Source organism: Catenulispora sp. EB89, from assembly GCF_041261445.1.
GTDB lineage: Bacteria > Actinomycetota > Actinomycetes > Streptomycetales > Catenulisporaceae > Catenulispora.
On the sequence record NZ_JBGCCU010000024.1, the window covers coordinates 171,763 to 191,342 of the forward strand.

Genomic DNA, 19,580 nt, shown 5'->3' on the forward strand with positions numbered 1-19,580 from the left:
CGGGAGCCCTGATGTCAGTCATTGCCCGTTGGTGCCACCAGCACCGTCTCGTCACCGTCCTCGTCTGGTTGGCGCTGATCGTCGGCCTCGGGGCGCTGACCAGCTCGGCCGGCACCAAGTACAACGACACGATGTCGATCCCGGCCTCGGAGTCCAGCCAGGCGCTGGACCTGCTGAAGCAGTCCATGCCGGCCTCGGCCGGGGACAGCGACCAGGTGGTGTGGCACACCACCGGCGGCGCCAAGGTCACCGACCCGGCCGTGCAGCAGCGCATGACCGACACGCTGAACCAGATCGCGTCCTCGCCGGGCGTCGCGGCCGTCACCAGCCCCTACAGCGGGCCGCGCGGGGCGGTGCAGATCAGCAAAGACCAGACCACCGCCTACGCGACCATCAACTTCACGCAGCAGGCGCACGACATCCCCAACGCGCAGGTCACGCACATCATCGACGTCGCGCAGGGGGCTCGGAGCCAGAACCTGCAGGTGGACCTCGGCGGCCAGGCGATCAGCCAGGCCGACCGCAAGGTCGGCGGCGCCGCTGACCTGATCGGCGTGGTGGCCGCGCTGATCGTGCTGGGACTGGTGTTCCGGTCCTTCGGCGCGGCGGTGATGCCGATCCTGACCGGCGTGGCCGGCGTGGTCACCGGCATCACCGGCACCGGCCAGCTCTCGCACCTGATCGCGATCAGCTCCACCGCGCCGACCCTGGCCACGCTGGTCGGCCTGGGCGTCGGCATCGACTACGCGCTGTTCATCGTGAACCGGCATCGCAAGGGCCTGATGTCCGGGCTGTCGGTCCAGGACTCGATAGCCAAGGCGCTGAACACCTCCGGGCGCGCGGTGATCTTCGCCGGCGGGACCGTGGTCATCGCGCTGCTGGGCATGTTCGCGCTCGGACTGAGCTTCCTCAACGGAATGGCGATCGGCGCGGCGGTGACCGTGTCGATGACGGTGCTGGCGGCGATCACGCTGCTGCCGGCGATGCTGGGCTTCCTGAAGCTGCGCGTGCTGAGCAAGAAGCAGCGCCGGGAGCTGGCCGCGCGCCAGGCCGGCGTGGGCGTCCTGGTGCCCTACGCGCACGCCTCGCGCCGTCGCGGGTCCGCGGCCGGATCCGGTACCCCCGGACACCCCGAGACCGCGTTCACGCGGTGGGCCGCCAAGGTCGAGGCCCGGCCGCTGGGCAAGGCGCTACTGGCGATCGCCGTCATGGCGGTGGTCGCGGTGCCGTTCTTCTCCATCAACCTGGGCAACTCCGACGCCGGCAACGACCCCAAGTCGACGACCACGCGCCAGGCCTACGACCTGCTCGCGGACGGTTTCGGCAAGGGCTTCAACGGCCCGCTGACGCTGGTCGCGCAGACCCCGACGGCCGGGGACCAGCAGGCGCTGACCACCCTGGTCAACACGATCAAGACCGTGCCGGACGTCGCCGCCGTCTCGGCCCGGCCGATGCAGCCCGGGCAGACGCTCGGCGTGGTGCAGGTGGTGCCGGTCAGCTCGCCGCAGGACAAGGCCACCACGGACCTGATCGACAACCTGCGGCACGACGTGATCCCGAAGGCCGAGGCCGGGTCCACGCTGCACGTGATGGTCTCCGGGCCGACCGCGATCAGCAACGACTTCAGCCACACGCTGACCAGCAAGCTGCCGCTGTTCGTGGCGATCATCGTGGGGCTGGGCTGCCTGCTGATGATGCTCGCTTTCCGCAGCCTGCTGGTGCCGCTGATCGGCGTGGCGATGAACCTGCTCACGATGGGAGTCGCGTTCGGTTCGCTGGTCGCGGTGTTCCAGTGGGGCTGGGGCTCGGAGGCGCTGGGCGCCGGTGGTGCGGGGCCCGTCGAGGCGTTCGTCCCGGTCATCGTGATCAGCATCTTGTTCGGGCTGTCGATGGACTACCAGGTGTTCCTGATCAGCCGGATGCACGAGGAGTGGTCGCACTCGGCGGACAACCACCGCTCGGTGCGCGTCGGCCACGGCGAGACCGGCCAGGTGATCGTGGCCGCGGGCATCATCATGACCTGCGTGTTCGGCGCCTTCCTGTTCAACGGCGAGCGGGTCATCGCCGAGTTCGGCATGGCGCTGGCGCTGGCCATCCTGCTGGACGTGCTGATGCTGCGGCTGATCCTGGTCCCGGCGCTGATGCACCGCTTCGGACGCGCCAACTGGTGGCTGCCGAGCTGGCTGGACAAGGTGCTGCCGCACATGTCGGTGGAGGGTGAGCCGGAGCCGGTCCCGGGTGCCGTTCCGGCGCAGGGCGGTCCGCACGAGCCCGAGCTGGCCTCCGCGAATCACCGCATACCCTGAAACGGTGACTGACTTGCGGCGGATCAAGGAGTGGGTACGTCCCGGCACCACCAGCCGGGACGTGGTGACCACCGCGATGTACCTGGTACTCCTGTCCCCGGCCCTGTTCGTCTCGGCGCTGCACAAGCACGTCAGCGCCGAGACGGCGGGGGCTCTGCTGACCTCGGTGGCCGTCCCGCTGCTGTTCCGCAGCCGGTGGCCGCTGGGCGCCGTGATCGCCACCTCGACGGTGACCGCGGCCGCGACGCCGTTCGTGGGCCCGCCCAGCATCCCGCCGATCGCCTGCGCGATCGCGCTCTACTCCTTCGCCAAGCGCTCTGACCGCCCGACCACGGTGAAGGTCGGGACGGTGACCGCGGTGACCCTCACCACACTGGCGCTGGCCACACACCCGGAGATGGCCGCGCTCGGCGAGAACCTCGGAATCCTGGCCTGGACCGGGCTCGCGGTGGCGATCGGCGACGCGCAGCGCAGCCGGCGCGAGCTCCTGGCGTCGGTGATGGAGCGGGCCGAGCGCGCGGAGCAGACCAAGGAGGAGGAGGCGCTGCGGCGCGTCACCGAGGAGCGGATGCGGATCGCGCGCGAGCTGCACGACGTGGTCGCGCACCACATCACGCTGGTCAACGCGCAGGCCGGGGTCGCACACCACCTGATGCGGACGGATCCGTCGCACGCCTACGAGGCGCTGGAGCGGATCCGGGACACGTCGCGCTCGGCGCTAGACGAGCTGCGCGCGACGGTCGGACTGCTGCGCGCCGGCGACGAGACCGCGGCGCCGCGCGAGCCCGCGCCGGGGCTGGCGGACCTGGCGGCGCTGGTGGAGGCGTTCCAGCACGCGGGACTGAACGTGGAGGTGGCCGGAGCCGGGGCGGCGGCGGAGCTGCCGATGCCGGCGCTGACCGGGCTGACCGCGTACCGGATCGTGCAGGAGGCATTGACGAACACGCACAAGCACGCCGGGAACCTCGCGGTGGTACGGGTCGTGGTGGAGGTGGCCAGGGACGCGGTGCGGATCCGGGTGGACGACGACGGCGGGCGCGGGCCGGCCCGGTCGGGCATGGGGACGGGGCACGGGATGATCGGGATGCAGGAGCGGGTGAAGGCGGTCGGCGGGACTTTCGGGGCGGGGCCTCGGGCGGGGGGCGGGTTCCGGGTGGAGGCGGAGTTGCCTTTGGCGGCTCGGGAGAGTGTGGCGGTGGCGGCGGTGCAGCGGGTTGCGGGGGCGGAGCCGGGGCCGGCGGTGCCGGAACGAGCCGTGCCGGAGCGAGCGGCGCGGGGCGGGCTGTGTGGGACAGGGCTTTGTGCGCGCGGGGCTGGGGCTGGGGCTGGGGCTGGATCGGGTGATGCCGGCACCGGCACCGGCACCGGGATGCTGGCCGGCGGCGCGGCGGAGGCGATCGCGTGAGCGGGCTCGGCGTGATCGCGGGTGGCTGGCGGAGTGCACTGCGTGGAGGCGATCGGGTGAGCGGGATTGGTGTGGTCGAGGCGGGCATCGGTGTGCTCGTCGCGGAGGCGATCGCGTGAGCGCCGCGATCCGCGTCCTGCTGGCCGACGATCAGGCCCTGCTGCGCGGCACCTTCCGCCTGCTGATCGACTCGACCCCGGATCTGGAAGTGGTCGGCGAGGCCGGCAACGGCCGCGAGGCCGCGAAGCTCTCGGAGGAGCTGCGTCCGGATCTGGTGCTGATGGACATCCGGATGCCCGTGCTCGACGGTCTGGAAGCCACCCGCCTGATCGCCGCCGATCCGGCGCTGGCCGGCGTCAAGGTTCTGATTCTCACCACGTTCGAGCAGGACGAGTACGTCGCCGAGGCCCTGCGCGCCGGAGCCGGCGGCTTCCTCGGCAAGGGCGTCGATCCGGAGGAGCTGCTGCGGGCGATCCGCACCGTCGCCGGCGGCGAGTCGCTGCTCTCCCCCGCTGCGACGCGTGCGCTGATCGCGCGGTTCCTGGCTCAGCCTTCTGACACACCGTCGTCCGTCACGGCTCCGCTGGACGCGCTGACCGCGCGCGAGCTGGAGGTCGTGACGCTGGTCGCCGCCGGGCTGTCGAACGAGGAGATCGCCGGGCAGCTGTTCGTCACGCCGCTGACCGCGAAGACGCATGTCAACCGGGCGATGACGAAGCTCGGGGCGCGGGATCGGGCGCAGGTCGTGGTGATCGCGTACGAGTCGGGGCTGGTGCGGCCGGGGTCAGGGCACTGACTCTCTTCGGCTCGCTGTCGCGCTGATCAGAGTGCGCCGCGGCGCTGCAACGCCGTGAACGCGAACCAGCCCGGGATCACCGGCAGCCACCACGTCAGCAGCCGGAACACGATCACCGACGTCGCCGCGACCGCCGACGGCACCCCGGCCGTGGTCAGGCCGGCGGTCAGCACCGCCTCGACGCCGCCGATGCCGCCGGGTGTCGGGACCAGCGAGCCCACCGCCTTGGCGACCAGGTAGGCGACACCCATCGCGGCCAGGTTCACGTCGTTGCCGCTGACCGCGTTCACCGACGCCCACAGGCAGAAGCTCGCCGCCAGCGGCAGCCCCACCGCGCCGCCGAAGGCCTGCGCCAGCTTGCGCGGGGAACGCGCGACCTGCAGGAACTCCGGCCCGATGTCCGTGACGAGCGGCTTGGCCCGGCTGATCACGAAGGCGCGCAGCCGTGGGATCGCGGCGATCAGCAGCCCGATCACGGCCAGCGCGATGACGACGCCGGTGACCGTCGCGGACGGCGTGATCGCCGACAGGCCGCCGGATTCCTTCTGGTGGCTCCCGGCGAAAGCGCTGAACAGCAGCAACAGCACCAGGTAGCAGGCGAAGCCGATGACCTGCGACACGCCGACGGCCGTCACCGCGCGCGCCACCGGGATGCCGGCGCGTTGCAGAAACCGGGTGTTGACGGCCAGGCCGCCGACCGCCGCCGGGGCGACGAGGCCGGCGAAGGCCGCGGCGACCTGCGCGGTGATGGTCCGGCCGACCGGGACGCGTTCCTTGACGCAGCCCAGGAGGTTGAAGGCGGCGGCGACGTAGGTCAGTGCGGAGGCGACGGCGGCGCCGACGACCCAGCCCCAGGCCTGCCAGGTGTTCAGCTTGGGCGTCTGGAAGCCGGTGAGCTGGGTGGCCAGGAGGTAGAAGGCGATGGCGCCGCCGACGACGCTGAGGAGAGTTCGAGGCCTGACCCGCTCCAGGCTGACCGGCTGGACGTCCGCCTCGGGGTGCAGGGCGACGATGCGGTCGCGGATGGCGCCGACGAGGTCCGCGCGGTCGCCGGCGGCGCGGTGGCGTCGCAGGGCTTTGGTGGTGTCCTCGGAGAACAGGATCGGCTGCATGAGCGGGAGCAGGGAGGCGACGGTCGCCGGGCCGAGGGCGTCGACGGCTTCTTCGGTGGCGCGTCCGGGGCCGACACGCAGGGCGATGGAGACGAGGAGTTCGGCGCCGTCGAGGCGGCAGAGCACGTCCTCGGCGGTGATCTCGCCGTAGCCGACGTCGGTGAGCCACAGCCGGCCGGCGGGGTCGAGGCGGAGGTGGTCGGTGGTGAGCTCCCGGTGCGCGAGTTGGCGGCTGCGCAGGTGCTGCCACAGGGCCCAGACGTCGTGGTGGAGGGCGGGGGTCCAGGCCCGGTCGGGGAGATCGGCCAGGCTCGGGGCGTCGAGGTGGTCGTAGGCGAGCAGGGCGGTGTCCTGGTCGATCTGGCGGGCCGAGCGCAGGCGCGGGGTGCGGATGCCGGCGGCTTCGACGGCCATGGCCATCAGAACTTCGCTTTCGACCGTGCGGCGGAGGGAGAAGAAGCTGCGGCGGCGGACGGGGCCGCGCAGGCGGATCCACTGCCATAGGCGGGAGGCGAGGTAGGCGGCGCGTTGGCTTTGGTCGAGGACGGAGAGGTCGAGGATTTGTTTGCGGGGGTGGTGTTCTTCGGCGGTCGCAGTAACCGCGACGCGGAAGCGGCGCGCGCCGTCGGCGCCGGGTTCGAGGACGCGGACCGAGCCGGGGTGGGCGCGCAAGCCGTCGTGGTCGAGCTCGGCGAGGATGCGCGCGATGCCGGGGCGGGTGTCGAGGACGCCGCGTACGGAGATCCAGGCGGTGGCGACGATCTGGCCGAGCAGCGCCGACAGCAGCACCCCGGTGACGGAGTCCTGCCCGAGCAGCACGACGGCGAGCCCGCCGAGCGCGGCGGTGGTGAGAAAGAGCGTGCGGTACTGGCTGCGGCTGAACCCGAGCACGGTCACCACCGCGACGCCGACCGCGAGCTGCACCTGCATCGGCGTGGCGCCGCCGATGGCCTGCGCGACGGCGGAGTCCTGGAAGTGCGAGGTGATGACGTTGACGCTGAACGCGGCGAGATAGGCGACGGTCGCGGCACCGACGGCATCGACGACCTGCACGGTCTCGCGCTTGACGAGGCGCTCGACGGCGAGGGCGACCGGCACGCCGATGACGGAGAGGAACGCCAGGACCTGCACCACGTTGAGCATGAAGCGGGGGAAGGCGGCGGCGCGGTGCAGGATCTCCTGCCGCAGGTCGCAGCCCGCACGGTGGCCGACGACGCCGGCCAGGGCGAGCAGGACGGCGAGGGCGATGGCGCCGATGAGGCGGAGGCGGTCGGCGGGGAGGCGGATGCGGCGATCGGGGTCGGGGGCTTGGAGGCCTGGGGGCACGTCGGGCGGAGGCGGCGGCGCGGCGCCGGTGGCGGTGGCACTGGCAGGAGCGGTGGCAGCGGGCTCATTCGGCAGATGTGCTCCGGAGCAGCGCACTGGAGTCGAGGCCTTGTGGTCGGCCGACGCGCGCGCCCCGGGCTCGGCACCGGCTCGCGCGAAGACTCCAGCACCATCACCATCGGGTTCGGCCGCGCCGGCCCTCGCGTCAGCCCTCAACGCCGGCTCGCCCCAGCGCGGCCGACGCGCGGCGCCGTCGCCAGACCCGTGCTGCGCCGAGGCAGGCCGCGGCCGCGCCGGTGAGGCAGGCGAGTGCCGCCGCAGCGCGTTCCCAGCGGGACAGTGACTCGGCGTGCAGGGTGCTGCGGCCTGTCGCGCAGGCCTGGGGACCGGTGTCGCCGCCGCCGGCGTCGCGGGCGCAGACCGTGGTCGTGAGCTGGCGGTGGTGCCCGCGGTGGATCGTGCCGGCCTGGGTCGCGTGGTCCAGGGGCCGGGCTTCGAGGTGGTGGCCGGCGGCACCGGTGGTCGTGATGCGGGCGGTGCCGTGCGCCGGGATCGCGAGGGTCCAGGTCAGGTGGCGTCCTGTGCGGTGCGGGGTCGGGGTGGCGCCGGTGTAGTCCAGGCTGGCCGGGAGCTGCTGCGTGATCACGGCGTCGGGGACGGCGCGGTCGGTGGTGTTGCGGACCACGATCGCGTACGACACGTCCTGGCCGCCGTCGGCCCGCCCGGCGCCGGCCTGCACCGACAGCACCACGGACAGCGGCGCCGCGGGCCCGCCGTCGCCGGGCGCGGACACCGGCGTGAGCAGGATGGCTGCCGCCGCCAGCCCGATCATCAGGCCTCCGAGTCTCGATCAGTCGCCGCTTGCCGAACCCCTCAGCAGTCGAACATCGCGCGGCGCGGGCCGCACCCGGAGCCGGGCCGGCGCTAGGCCGCCGGGGAGTACCGCCACCCGTTCGGCCCAGCCTCGCCTCCCGGCCGCGCGGGCCGGGGCTGACGACAATGGGCGCATGTGGCACGACATGTTCGTCACCGGCATCTCCTACGGCGAGAAGACCATCCGCACGGTGCTCGTCTACGCCGCGATCGTGATCCTGCTGCGGCTGGCCGGGAAGCGGGAGCTGGCACAGCTCAACACGCTGGACCTGTCGGTGGTGCTGCTGCTGTCGAACGTGGTGCAGAACGCGGTGATCGGCAACGACAACTCGCTGGTCGGCGGGGTGTACGGGGCGACGGTCCTGATCGTGGTGAACGCGCTGTTCGTGCGCCTGCAGGCGTACCTCAGCGACCGGGCACCGCGGTTCGAGCGGGTGCTGGAGGGGAGTCCCAGCGTGCTGATCCGGGACGGCAAGCTGCAGATCAGGACGCTGCGGCGGCTGGCGCTGCGGCCGGCGGACGTGATCGCCTCGTCGCGGAAGCAGGGGGCGGAGCACGTGCGGGACGTGCGGGAGATGGTGATCGCGCCGGGCGGCGGGATGCTGATGGAGCTGAAGGAGAGCCAGGAGGGGGCGGATCGGGAGGACGTGCAGGACATCCGCGCTGATCTGGCGCGGATTCAGGAGCGGCTGGACATGCTGCTGCTCCAGCGCGGGTCGTAGGGCTCTAAGTACCCGAGGGCCCCGGCCCATGCCCCGGCGCCGGGGCGGCGGCGGATTTCGGCAGCTCCATCTCCGGACGGCCGGTGACCAGCAGCCACGCGGGAAGCAGCGCCACGCACAGGATCGGGAGCAGCGCCGAGCCGCCGCCGAGCACCGCGGCCGTGAAGAGGCTGACCCAGCCGGAGCGCGTCACGGCCAGCAGCACGCCGAGCACGCCGCAGGCCACGGCCAGCGTCACCGGGATCGTGGACACCAGGGCGTGCGCGGCGAAGCCGAGGGCGGCGCCGGCGAAGACCGCGGGGAAGATGCGGCCGCCGCGGAAGCCCGCGGAGGACGCGAACGTCAGGGCGGCCAGGCGGACCAGGGCCAGCCCGGCGAAGCCCGCCGCCGAGTGGCCGTCGGGATGTTCGGCCAGGTCCTTGACCTGACTGAGGCCTTTGAAGAGGGTGTCCTTGCCGCCGAGCGCGCCGAGCAGGCCCAGGACGAGGCCGCCCAGGGTCAGGCGGACGACGGGCTGACGGAGCCGGTTGAAGGCGCGGTGCAGGAGGGGGAACGCGTAGACGGCGACCATGGCGACGACCGCGCCGAGCGAGGCGACGAGCGCCGCGGTCAGGAGGTCGACCCAGCGGACGCTGTCGTAGGTCGGGAGCGGCATGGCGAACTCGGGGTGGGAGATCAGTTGTGTGGTCATCGCACCGGCTCCGGCGGCGACCAGGGGCGCGAACAGCTTGTCCCACAACGAGCCCTGACCTGGCACGGAGCCCTGACCTGGCGCAGATGGCTGAGCCGGCTTGGACGCGAAGCTCTCGGAGAGGATGAGCGCGGCGGCGACCGGCGTGCCGAACAACGCGCCGACGGTCCCGGCAGCGGCCAGCGCCAGCCACACGGGTGCGGGCACGCGCCCCATCACCCGCGCACCGAGCCAGCACGCCAGCGCGATGTTGGTCGCGATGATCGGGTTCTCAGGACCCAGGCTCACGCCGCCGGCGAGCGTCAGCACGACCGCCAGCGCAAGCCCCGGCAGCACCCCCGGCGCCAGCGGCGGATCGACGAGCCCGGTGGTCGCCGGATCGGGGCCGGCGTGCCCCGGCGCCTTCCAGACCACGAGCCCGGAGAGCGCCCCGATGCAGGTCAGCACCAGAATGACCCAGCCGGCCGAGTACGCACCGACGCCCAGCCACCCCGGCAAGTGCCGCCACAGGAGTTCCTGCACCCGGTTGGCGAGACCGGACAGCAGGATCAGCAGCAGGCTGGACCCGACGCCGACCACGACCGCCGGCACCACCAACGGCAAGAGCGCCCGCGCCGGGGACCCCGCAGTCGGGGCCTCGGTCGCAGTCGCCACGGCTCCACCCTTCGAGGTGGGAGGGGCGCGCGCATTCGGGGCGGGCCGAACGGGGCTCGCAGCGCCGGAGCACAGCCGTCCCAGCCGGCGCGCACATCAGGCCTCGCACCCTGCCGCGCACCAGCCTCTTAGTGAGCCGACTTCGAGACTCGCCAGCGCAATTACGGCGGTGCGCCCTCGCCCGACCTGCGCGTTGGTGCAGAACTCGACTCACGTGGTGTCGGCGAATCTCGAAGTCGGCTCACTGGCTCAGCCCGAGCTCGCCGCGCAGCCGCCCACCCGACCATCGGCCGAATCATCCGATCGGGGCACCCGGACCCCCGCGTTGGCGTGTCACGACCGCCGGGCCACGCGCCGCCGAAAAGCATGATGGCCACTGCCGCGCAGCCACCCACCCGACCATCGGCCGAATCATCCGATCGGGGCACCCCGACCCCGGCGTTGGCGTGTCACAACCGCCGCGCCCCGCGCCGCCGGAAATCATGGTGGCCACTTCGGGCGCGCCGGCGGCGGGTCCGGTCGAAAGGAGGTCGTGATGCATTCCGTGCTCGCCTCGGTGGTGGCCATGCACGGCGGGAGGTCGTGGTGGAACCGTCCGATGGTATGGGCGTCGTTGGCCGCGATCGCCTCCGGGGGGTGGTTGGCTGTGCGGCGTTCGCAGAAGCGCGCGGAGCGGGAGGCCGCCGCCGATGAGGAGGCTGCCGCCGCGGCGCGGGTGGAGGAACGTGATCGGATCGACGAGGCGATGAACCGGCTCGGGCGCGACTGGCAGCCGGGGAATCCGACCAACCCGGGGCCGTAGTCGGGAAAGCGTCCAGAACCGTACTCGCACCCTCACACCTACGGCGCAGCCCCGCGCGCCACCGGCTCCGCCGCGTGATCCCCTCGTCAGCATGGGCTCCGCGCTGGCCGACAGCTGGTACAACCGCGACGTCTTCAAGCCGTACCCCGAGCTCCTGGTCCTGCTGACCATCGCGACCGGCTTCCTGATCGGCCGGATCCACTACAAGACCATCGCGGTCGGGTCCGTCACCGGCTGCCTGATCATGGGGCTGGTCCTCGGGCAGAGCAAGGTCGAGATCACCGGCCCGCTGAAGTCCTTCTTCTTCATCCTTTTCCTGTTCGCCCTCGGCTACAAGGTGGGCCCGCAGTTCTTCCGCGGCCTGAAGAAGGACGGCCTGCCGCAGGTCTACCTGTCGCTCATCGTCTGCGTGTCGGGGCTGGCGGTCACGTGGATCATCGCCAAGGCCGTCGGTTACGGCCCGGGTCTGTCGGCCGGTCTGCTGGCCGGCGGCCTGACGCAGTCCGCGGTGATCGGCGTCTCGCAGCAGGCGATCGGCACGCTGCCGCACTACACCCCGCAGCAGGTCACCGAGCAGCAGAACCTGGTTCCGGTGGCGTACTCCGTCGGCTACGTCATCGCCACCGTGCTGGCCGCGATCTTCGTGGCGACCGTGCTGCCGAAGTTCCTCAAGCAGGACCTCGCGGTCGAGTCGCAGAAGCTGGCCAAGGAGATGGCCGTCCCCTCCGACAACCCCGACCTGGGCACCGGCTACTACGAGGTCGTGCAGCGCACGTTCAAGGTCGAGAACCCCGCCTTCGCCGGCCGGACGATCCAGCAGTTCGAGGACGCCGCCCGGGACGCCGGCCGGCGCCTGTACATCACCAACGTCGTGCGCGGCGGCGGCGGGCAGCTGGAGCACGACGACAAGTACCAGAACCACGTCCTGCTGGTCGGCGACACCGTCGCGCTGTCCGGCCTGCGCGACTCGGTCGTCGGCTACGACCCCGAGCGCATGATCGGCACGGAGACGAACGACGTCCCGCTGCTCGACTACGAGACCGAGCACCTGCACGTCATCGTCAACAAGGACGGCGAGGCGATCGGCCGCAGCGTCGCCGACATCCGCCGCGAGCCCGAGATGGCCGGCGTTTTCATCGACAAGATGTACCGCGCCGGGTTCCCGTTCCCGTACCGGCTCTCCACACAGCTGGACCGCGGCGACACCCTGGTCCTGACCGGCCCCAAACGCCTCACCCGCGGCGCCGCCGACATCGTCGGCAAGGCCGTGCCGACCAGCTACGCCACCGACATGATGTACGTCGCCGCCGGCGTCTTCCTCGGCGGCCTGATCGGTATCCCGGCGCTGAAGGTCGGCGGCGTGCCGGTGGCGCTGTCCACCTCCGGCGGCGCGCTCATCATGGGCCTGGTCTTCGGCTGGTTCCGGTCGAAGTACCCCACCTACGGCAACGTCCCGCCGGGCGCGCAGTGGTTCATGGACACCTTCGGGCTGTGCGCGTTCGTCGCGATCGTCGGTATCAACGCCGCCCCCAGCTTCGTCGACGGGCTGAAGAAGGCCGGCGCCGGCATCGTGCTGTGGTCGGCGCTGGTGTGCCTCATCCCCCTGATCATCGGGTTCGTCGTCGGCCACTACGGCATGAGGATGCGCACGCCGCTGCTCATGGCGTCGCTGGCCGGGGCCGAGACCACGACCGCCGCGTTCGGCGCGGTGAACGAGGCCGCGAAGTCCTCGCTGCCCACGCTCGGCTACACCGTGCCGTACGCCGTCAGCAACGTGCTGCTGACGATCTGGGGCTCGGTCATCGTCCTGCTCAACCACTGAAAGGAACCGCCATGACCGCCACCACCCCGGAGAAGAAGAGCGCCGCGCGCGCCAAGAGCACCGGCGCCAAGGCGAAGAGCACCGACCCGAAGAGCCCGAAGAGCGCCGACCCGAAGAGCATGAGCGCCAAGAACGGCACCGCGCGCAAGCGCGTCCCCTCCACCGTCAAGTCCGCCGGCGTCACCCGCACCACGATCAAGCGCTGGTCGTCGCTGAGTCCGTTCGAGCTCAAGGGCGAGCTGATCGACCTGGCGGCCGACACGCACAAGAAGTCCGCCGCGCAGCTGCTCAACGCCGGGCGCGGCAATCCCAACTGGATCGCCACCGGCCCGCGCGAGGCCTACCTCGCGCTCGGCGCGTTCGCGCTGGAGGAGTCGCGGCGGGTCTGGACCATGGACAACCTCGGCGGCATGCCGGAGGTCGCCGGGAGCGCGGTCCGGTTCGACCGCTTCTGCCTGTCGAACCCGGGCATGACCGGCGTGCGGCTGCTGCGCGACATGGTCGACTACGGCGTCACCAAGCTGAAGTTCGACGCCGACGCGTGGATCGGCGAGCTCACCGACGCCTGGATCGGCGACCACTACCCCGACCCGCCGCGCGTGCTCGACCACTGCCAGGAGGTCGTGCGCGCGTATCTGGCCGCGGAGATGTACGGCGGCAAGACGCCCGGCACGGTCGACGTCTTCCCCACCGAGGGCGGCACGGCGGCGATGTGCTACCTGTTCGACACGCTGGTCACCAACGGCATCCTGCACAAGGGCGACACCATCGCCCTGATGACGCCGATCTTCACCCCGTACATCGAGATCCCGGAGCTGGAGCGCTACTCCTTCGACGTGGTCCAGGTGAAGGCCGACATGATGACCGAGGAGGGCGTCCACATGTGGCGCTATCCGGACTCCGAGGTCGACCGGCTGGCCGACCCGAAGGTCAAGGCCCTGATGTTGGTGAACCCGTCGAACCCGCCGTCGATGGCGCTGTCCGACCGGGTCCGCGACCGGATCGCGGGCATCGTCAGGTCCAGGAACCCGAACCTGGCGATCATCACCGACGACGTCTACGGCACGTTCGTCCCCGGCTTCCGCTCGCTGGCCGCCACCTGCCCGCGCAACACCGCGCTGGTCTACTCCTGGTCCAAGCACTACGGCGCCACCGGCCACCGCCTCGGCGTGATCGCGGTGGCCGAGGACAACGTCTTCGACCAGCTGCTCGCCAAGCTGCCGAAGGCGAAGAAGGAGGAGCTGAACGAGCGTTACCGCTCCCTGACTCTGGACCCTGAGAAGACCCGGTTCATCGACCGGCTGGTCGCCGACAGCCGCGCGGTGGCGCTGAACCACACCGCCGGCCTGTCCACGCCGCAGCAGACGATGATGATGATGTTCTCGCTGTTCGACCTGCTGCCGGAGGGCCAGGAGTACAAGCAGCTGCTGCGGACGATCGTGCACCGCCGGCTGGACCTGCTGATGGAGGGCATCGGCGTCCACCACATCAGCGACGACCCGGGGCGCGCCTGCTACTACGTCGAGCTGGACATCCTGGCCGAGGCCGAGGCGTTCGAGAGCAGGGAGTTCGCCGAGTACCTGGAGAAGAACTACGAGCCGACGGATGTGGTGTTCCGGCTCGCGCATCAGGCCTCTGTGGTGCTGCTGAACGGCGGCGGGTTCGACGGGCCGGAGTGGTCGGTGCGGGTGTCGCTGGCGAACCTGGACGACTTGGACTACCTGAAGATCGGGCACCATCTGCACTCGATCATGGAGGAGTACAAGGAAGAGTGGCTGAAGACGAAGAAGTGAGCTGAGGGGCCGGTGGCAGAGGTGCAAGATCCTTTGCCGCCGGCCGCTTGGCTATCCTTCTCGACCATGGCGACCGAACCGAGCGACTACGTCAAGCACCTCCCCATCGGCCAGGAGATCCCGTTCAACGCCGATGGCATCCCGGGCTGGGAGATCTTCCCCTTCGAAGGGGATCTGCGGGTGAAGAAGCTCGAACCGCCGGTGCTCCCGGAGCCGGCGCGGAACGGCGCCCCGGGCGGGACCCCGTGCCAGCCGTGTTCGTGGCTGGACTCCGACTACATCTGGACCGACGAGCACTGGCGCCTGCGCACGTTCCCGGAGGCGGCGATCCCGGCGCTGGTGATGCTGGAGCCGCGCGAGCACTGCGACCTGGCGGACCTGCCGGCCGAGCGGGCCGCGGAACTCGGCGCGTTGTTCCAGCGGGTCGAGCGCGCGGTGCTCGGTCTCGGCGGGATCGCGCGGGTGCACGTGGCCCGGTTCGGCGACGGCGGCGACCACCTGCACTGGTGGTTCTCGGCGCGTCCCGAGGGGATGCTGCAGATGCGCGGGTCGTGCCTGCTGATCTGGGAGGACGTGCTGCCGAAGGTCGAGGCCGAGCGGTGGGCCGAGACGAACCGGAGGGTCGCCGCGGCCATGGCGGCCGACGGCGGGACCGCGCATGTCTGAACACAACGAGCAGAGATTCAGCGGGCCGGACCCTGGGCTGTGCGCGGTGTGCACGCACGTTCACCGCAACGAAACCCGGAAGGGGACGGTCTACTGGCGCTGCACGCGCGCGGCGACCGATCCCCGGTTCCCGAAGTACCCGCGGCTGCCGGTGCTCAGCTGCCCGGGCTTCGAACCGGAACGTTCGGAGCCGGCGCCAGACTAGAAGCCCGCACCACGAGCTCCGGCTGGAACACCAGCTCGCGGTGCACGTGCTCCCCCGCCGCCGCGCCGCTCTCCTCCAGCAGGATCTCCGCGGCGGCCCGTCCCACGCGCGCCGCCGGGCGCCGGATCGAGGTCAGCGGCACCACGGCCGCCGCCGCGACCTCCAGGTCGTCGTAGCCGACGACGGCCACGTCCCGGGGCACCGCCACGCCGGCCGCGAACAGGCCCTGGAGCATGCCCAGGGCGATCAGGTCGTTGCCGCAGAAGACTCCGGTCGGACGGTCCGGCAGGCCGAGCATCCGGGCCGCCGCGTCGCGTCCGGCGGCCACGTCGCCCGGCGCGCAGCCGGGCAGGACGATCAGCTCCACGCCCGCGCCGATACCGCCGCCGCCGGCTGTGCCACCGCGCCCCTGGCCGGCGCCGTTCACGCCGCCGCCACCGGCTTCGCGCACACCACCCCCGGCCTCCGCGACCGCCAACCGCGCCCCCTCCAACCGGTCCCGATACTGCGGCAGCTCCATCGGCCCGGCGACGTAGGCGATCCGCCGATGCCCCGCCGCGATCAGGTGCGCCACCGCCATCGCCCCGCCGGCGACGTCGTCCACCAGCACCCGGCAGCCGATGCCGCCCGGTATGTCGCGGTCCACCAGCACGTACGGGATCCGGGCGCGCCCGAACTGGGCCAGCGTCGCGCCGCTGACGTCGGCCGGTGTGACCAGCACGCCGCGGACCCGCTGCTGCGCCAGCATCGCCAGGTGCGTGGCCTCGCTGGCGGCGCTGGAGGCGCTGTCCATCACCAGGACGCCGATGTCCGCCGCGCGCGCCGCCCCCTCGGCGCCGCGCAGCACGCCGACGAAGAACGGGTCCGCCAGGTCCAGGGCGAGCAACGCCAGCACCTGGCTGCTGCCGGCGCGCAGCAGCCGTGCGCTCTCGCTCCGCACGAAGCCCAGCTCCGCGATCGCCGCCCGCACCCGGGCACGGGTGTCCGGAGCCACCACGTCCGGGCGGTTCAGCACGTTCGACACCGTGCCGACCGACACCCCGGCCAGCTGGGCCACATCCCGCATGCCCGCGCTCTTCGTCACGCACGCCCCTTGTATCCCGGTCCGCCCCGTGGCCGTGCCGAGGAGGCTAAACGGCCGCCCTCGGCGGAGTCAACATGCTGTTTCGAGCACGGTACCGGGCGGTCTAGACCGCCTGTGGTTCTTGTGGCACAGTCGGAACCGGGACGGCCGCGGGTCCAGCCAGGCCGTTGAGGGGCGCCAGTCGCGTTGGAACGTTTCAAGGACCGGCGGCGGTAGAGCCTGCGCCGCACCCCCGACCCTTCGCATCGTTATGGTTGCGCTTCATGGTCAACCCTTGACGTCGCATTATCCGGGTTCTAAGTTCCACGCAACGTGGAATTGAAACGTTCCACCCGGCAGGCGAGAGGCGAGACCCACGATGACCGACGAGGCGCTGGTCCTCGGACTCGACGTCGGCGGCACGTCGACGCGGGTTCTGGCGGTCACGCCGCACGGCGTCCGGCGGGGTGCCGGCCGCGCGTCCGGGGGCAATCCGACCGGCCTGGGTCCCGAACGCGCCGCGGCGGCGCTGGCCGAGGCCGTCGACCAGGCCCTGACCGGCCTGAACCCGGCGGACGTGCGGCACGTCGTGCTCGGCCTGGCCGGCGGCGGGGACCTGCCCTCCGGCGTGGACATGCCCGGCGGCGAGGCGTTCAGCAGGGTCTGGAACAGCGTCGGCGTCACCTGTCCGGTCGATTACGAGCCCGACGCGCTGATCGCGTTCGCGGCCGGCACCGACGCGCCCGAGGGCTCGCTGGTGCTCTCCGGCACCGGCGCGGTGGCGATCGCGGTGAAGGACCGCGCGATGGCCGAGCGCTCCGACGGCAACGGCTGGCTGCTCGGCGACCGCGGCTCCGGCTTCTGGCTGGGCCGGCGGATGGTCCTGGCGGCGATCGCGGCCCTGGACGGCGACGGCCCGGAGACCGTGCTCACCGGCCTCGTGATCGAATCGTTGCGGTTGCGCCAACCCCGGCCGGGTACCGCTTCAGCGACCGGCGCCGCCGGGAGCACGCCGGTCCCGACGCCTCCCCCGAATCCGCCGACCCTGCCGACCCTGCCGACTTCGCCGACGCTGCCGGCCCCGCCGACCCCGCCGCCGACCGCCCGCGAACTGGTCGCCGCCGTCATGGCCGAACCGCCGACGGCGCTGGCCCGGCTGGCGCCGCTGCTGTCCACGGCCTGCGCGGACGGCGACCCGGTGGCCGAGGCCATCGCCGACCGCGCCGCCGAACACCTGATCGCGACGCTGTCCACGGTGCGCGGTCCGGACACAGCGACGCCGATGGTGCTGGCCGGGAGCGTCCTGACCAATCCGACACCGGTCGCCGAGCGCGTGCGGCGGACGCTGCGCGAGCGCTGGCCGGCCGCCGAAGTCGTCCCGGCGCTGGACGGCGCGGCGGCCGCCGCGTGGCTGGCCCTGGCCCGGATCGGACCGGTGCCGACCCCGGAAGTCCGTGAGCGATTGTTTTCGATACCTACCGCCAGCTAGCAAAATCTCATAACCTACCGAGCAACTCGAGCAACAACAGAGCACGACCGAGCACCACGCGTCACGCACCACCGAGGAACGAGCACCACCGAGCACACCGAGCACCACCCGCGTCACCAGCGCAGCACCGTACGGCCGAGCACTCGCATCACCTGAGCACACCGCACGAGCGCACCTCCCTCACCAGCGCCGAACCCCCGGCGCACCGCTTCTCGTCGATCAGGAGAACCACAGTGTCAGAACACGGTTTGCCCGCCGACGTCTCCCGCCGGCAGATGTTGGTCCGCTCGGCCGCGATCGCGGCCATGGTCGGCCCCGGCTCGGCCCTGGCGGCCGGGTGCGCGGCCGGGAGCGGCAGCAACAAGACGAACAACTCCACCACCTCGACCGGGTCGGCGAACTCCGCGGACCCGAAGAACCCGTTCGGCGTGAAGGCCTCCTCACCGCTGGACGTGTACGTCTTCAAGGGCGGCTACGGCGACCAGTACGCCAAGGCCTTCGAGTCGATGTACACCACCACCTTCCCCGGCGCCCAGGTCTCGCACCACAGCGGCCAGAACCTCACCGGCGACCTGCAGCCCCGGTTCAACGCCGGCAGCCCGCCGGACGTCATCGACGACTCCGGCGCCCAGCAGCTGAAGCTGGACGTGCTGAACAGCAGCGGCCAGCTGACCAATCTGGACCAGCTGCTGAACGCGCCGTCGATCGACGACCCGAGCAAGAAGGTCCGCGACACCCTGCTGGCCGGCACCATCGAGATGGGCCAGCTCGGCCAGAGCATGTTCTCGCTGAACTACGCCTTCACCGTCTTCGGGCTGTGGTACTCCAGCTCCACGTTCAAGAAGAACAACTGGCAGATCCCCACCACGTGGGACGACTTCATGACGCTGTGCGCGACCATCAAGGCCAGCGGCATGGCCCCGTTCGCGCACCAGGGCAAGTACCCGTACTACATGCTGGTGCCGCTGATGGACATGGTCGCCAAGAACGGCGGCCCGGACGTGCAGACGGCCATCGACAACCTGGAGCCCAACGCCTGGAAGGCCGACGCGGTCAAGAACAGCGTCAACGCCATCTACGAGCTGGTCGACAAGGGCTACATGCTCCCGGGCACCGAGGGCCTGACCCACATCCAGTCCCAGACCCTGTGGAACCAGGGCAAGGCCGCGGTCATCCCGTGCGGCTCGTGGCTGGAGAACGAGCAGCTGAAGGCCACCCCGGCAGGCTTCGACATGGCCGTGTTCGCGATGCCCTCGCTGTCCGGCGACAAGATGCCGCAGACCGCCATCCGGGCCGGCGCCGGCGAGCCGTTCATCGTGCCCAGCAAGGCCAAGAACCAGGCCGGCGGCCTGGAGTTCCTGCGCATCATGTGCTCCAAGGCCGGCGGCGCGGCGTTCGCCCAGAACGCGAACTCGCTGTCGGTGGTGAAGGACTCCATCACCCCGGACGTCTCGGCCAAGCTGCTGCCCGGCACCAAGTCCAGCAACGACCTCTACCAGGCCGCCAACGGCCAGATCATCTCCTGGTACTACCTCAACTGGTACTCCCAGATGGAGAAGGACCTCGAGGACGCGATGGGCCAGCTGATGGCCAACAAGATCAAGCCGGACGAGTTCATCAACCGCGCGCAGACCGCCGCCGACAAGTGCGCCGCCGACTCCTCGGTGCAGAAGTTCAAGCGGCCGACCAGCACCTCCTGACCCCGACCGACCCCGACCCCGCCGTGGGGGGCCGCCCCCCCCCCCCGGCCCCCCCCCCCCCCCCCCCCCCCCCCCCCCCCCCCCCAACCCCCCCCCCCCCCCCCCCCCCCCCCCCCACCACGGCGGGCCAAGGAAAGACCGGCCCCCCCCCCCCC

General features: G+C 71.7%; 15 protein-coding genes. 11 read left to right on the forward strand and 4 right to left on the reverse strand.

Going from position 1 to position 19,580, the window contains the following annotated elements:
• The first annotated feature begins 11 nt into the window (after positions 1 to 11).
• From ABH920_RS38135 to ABH920_RS38150, 4 genes are read left to right on the forward strand one after another with little or no spacing between them, the layout of a single operon-like run.
• Positions 12 to 2,306 (forward strand): MMPL family transporter, encoded by a 2,295-nt coding sequence (locus ABH920_RS38135; RefSeq protein ID WP_370354152.1) that lies wholly within the window; start codon positions 12 to 14, stop codon positions 2,304 to 2,306.
• A 4-nt stretch (positions 2,307 to 2,310) separates the two neighbouring features.
• On the forward strand, positions 2,311 to 3,711 hold the full coding sequence (locus ABH920_RS38140) for a sensor histidine kinase (protein ID WP_370354153.1): 1,401 nt from the start codon (positions 2,311 to 2,313) through the stop codon (positions 3,709 to 3,711).
• Entirely contained in the window at positions 3,708 to 3,830 is a 123-nt protein-coding gene (locus ABH920_RS38145) for a hypothetical protein (RefSeq protein WP_370354154.1), read from the forward strand. The genes ABH920_RS38140 and ABH920_RS38145 overlap by 4 nt, the downstream gene beginning before the upstream one ends.
• A complete protein-coding gene (locus tag ABH920_RS38150) occupies positions 3,827 to 4,507 on the forward strand; it encodes a response regulator (RefSeq protein ID WP_370354155.1) in 681 nt (226 codons plus the stop codon). Before ABH920_RS38145 ends, ABH920_RS38150 begins: the two co-directional genes overlap by 4 nt.
• Before the next feature lie 26 nt (positions 4,508 to 4,533).
• Here the strand turns inward: ABH920_RS38150 and ABH920_RS38155 are convergent, their stop codons facing one another.
• Both ABH920_RS38155 and ABH920_RS38160 read right to left on the reverse strand, forming a co-directional pair.
• On the reverse strand, positions 4,534 to 6,945 hold the full coding sequence (locus ABH920_RS38155; RefSeq protein ID WP_370354156.1) for a YbhN family protein: 2,412 nt from the start codon (positions 6,943 to 6,945) through the stop codon (positions 4,534 to 4,536).
• Between the two features lie 205 nt (positions 6,946 to 7,150).
• Positions 7,151 to 7,777 (reverse strand): hypothetical protein, encoded by a 627-nt coding sequence (locus ABH920_RS38160; protein ID WP_370354157.1) that lies wholly within the window; start codon positions 7,775 to 7,777, stop codon positions 7,151 to 7,153.
• A 175-nt stretch (positions 7,778 to 7,952) separates the two neighbouring features.
• Between ABH920_RS38160 and ABH920_RS38165 the strand changes: the two genes are divergently transcribed.
• Positions 7,953 to 8,540: a DUF421 domain-containing protein gene (locus tag ABH920_RS38165; protein WP_370354158.1), complete on the forward strand. Its 588-nt coding sequence runs from the start codon at positions 7,953 to 7,955 to the stop codon at positions 8,538 to 8,540.
• A 4-nt stretch (positions 8,541 to 8,544) separates the two neighbouring features.
• Here the strand turns inward: ABH920_RS38165 and ABH920_RS38170 are convergent, their stop codons facing one another.
• Positions 8,545 to 9,885 carry an ion channel protein gene (locus ABH920_RS38170; protein ID WP_370354159.1) on the reverse strand — a complete coding sequence of 447 codons (1,341 nt, stop codon included), beginning with the start codon at positions 9,883 to 9,885 and terminating at the stop codon, positions 8,545 to 8,547.
• A gap of 535 nt (positions 9,886 to 10,420) precedes the next feature.
• On the opposite strand from ABH920_RS38170, the gene ABH920_RS38175 reads away from it, so the two are divergent.
• The 4 genes from ABH920_RS38175 to ABH920_RS38190 all read left to right on the forward strand — a co-directional run bounded on the left by ABH920_RS38175 (position 10,421) and on the right by ABH920_RS38190 (position 14,968).
• Positions 10,421 to 10,687 (forward strand): hypothetical protein, encoded by a 267-nt coding sequence (locus ABH920_RS38175; RefSeq protein WP_370354160.1) that lies wholly within the window; start codon positions 10,421 to 10,423, stop codon positions 10,685 to 10,687.
• Positions 10,688 to 10,778: 91 nt separating this feature from the next.
• The gene (locus ABH920_RS38180) at positions 10,779 to 12,509 is read left to right on the forward strand and encodes an aspartate:alanine exchanger family transporter (protein WP_370354161.1); all 1,731 of its coding nucleotides are present in this window, start codon (positions 10,779 to 10,781) and stop codon (positions 12,507 to 12,509) included.
• Positions 12,510 to 12,628: 119 nt separating this feature from the next.
• Entirely contained in the window at positions 12,629 to 14,302 is a 1,674-nt protein-coding gene (locus tag ABH920_RS38185; RefSeq protein ID WP_370354175.1) for a bifunctional aspartate transaminase/aspartate 4-decarboxylase, read from the forward strand.
• A gap of 66 nt (positions 14,303 to 14,368) precedes the next feature.
• A complete protein-coding gene (locus ABH920_RS38190; protein WP_370354162.1) occupies positions 14,369 to 14,968 on the forward strand; it encodes a hypothetical protein in 600 nt (199 codons plus the stop codon).
• A 155-nt stretch (positions 14,969 to 15,123) separates the two neighbouring features.
• Here ABH920_RS38190 and ABH920_RS38195 read toward each other — a convergent pair whose 3' ends face one another.
• Positions 15,124 to 16,257 (reverse strand): LacI family DNA-binding transcriptional regulator, encoded by a 1,134-nt coding sequence (locus ABH920_RS38195; protein ID WP_370354163.1) that lies wholly within the window; start codon positions 16,255 to 16,257, stop codon positions 15,124 to 15,126.
• 358 nt (positions 16,258 to 16,615) lie between these two features.
• On the opposite strand from ABH920_RS38195, the gene ABH920_RS38200 reads away from it, so the two are divergent.
• Together ABH920_RS38200 and ngcE are read left to right on the forward strand one after the other, a co-directional pair.
• Positions 16,616 to 17,725 (forward strand): N-acetylglucosamine kinase, encoded by a 1,110-nt coding sequence (locus tag ABH920_RS38200; RefSeq protein ID WP_370354164.1) that lies wholly within the window; start codon positions 16,616 to 16,618, stop codon positions 17,723 to 17,725.
• Between the two features lie 233 nt (positions 17,726 to 17,958).
• Entirely contained in the window at positions 17,959 to 19,425 is a 1,467-nt protein-coding gene (gene ngcE, locus ABH920_RS38205; RefSeq protein ID WP_370354165.1) for an N-acetylglucosamine/diacetylchitobiose ABC transporter substrate-binding protein, read from the forward strand.
• The last annotated feature ends 155 nt before the right edge of the window (positions 19,426 to 19,580 follow it).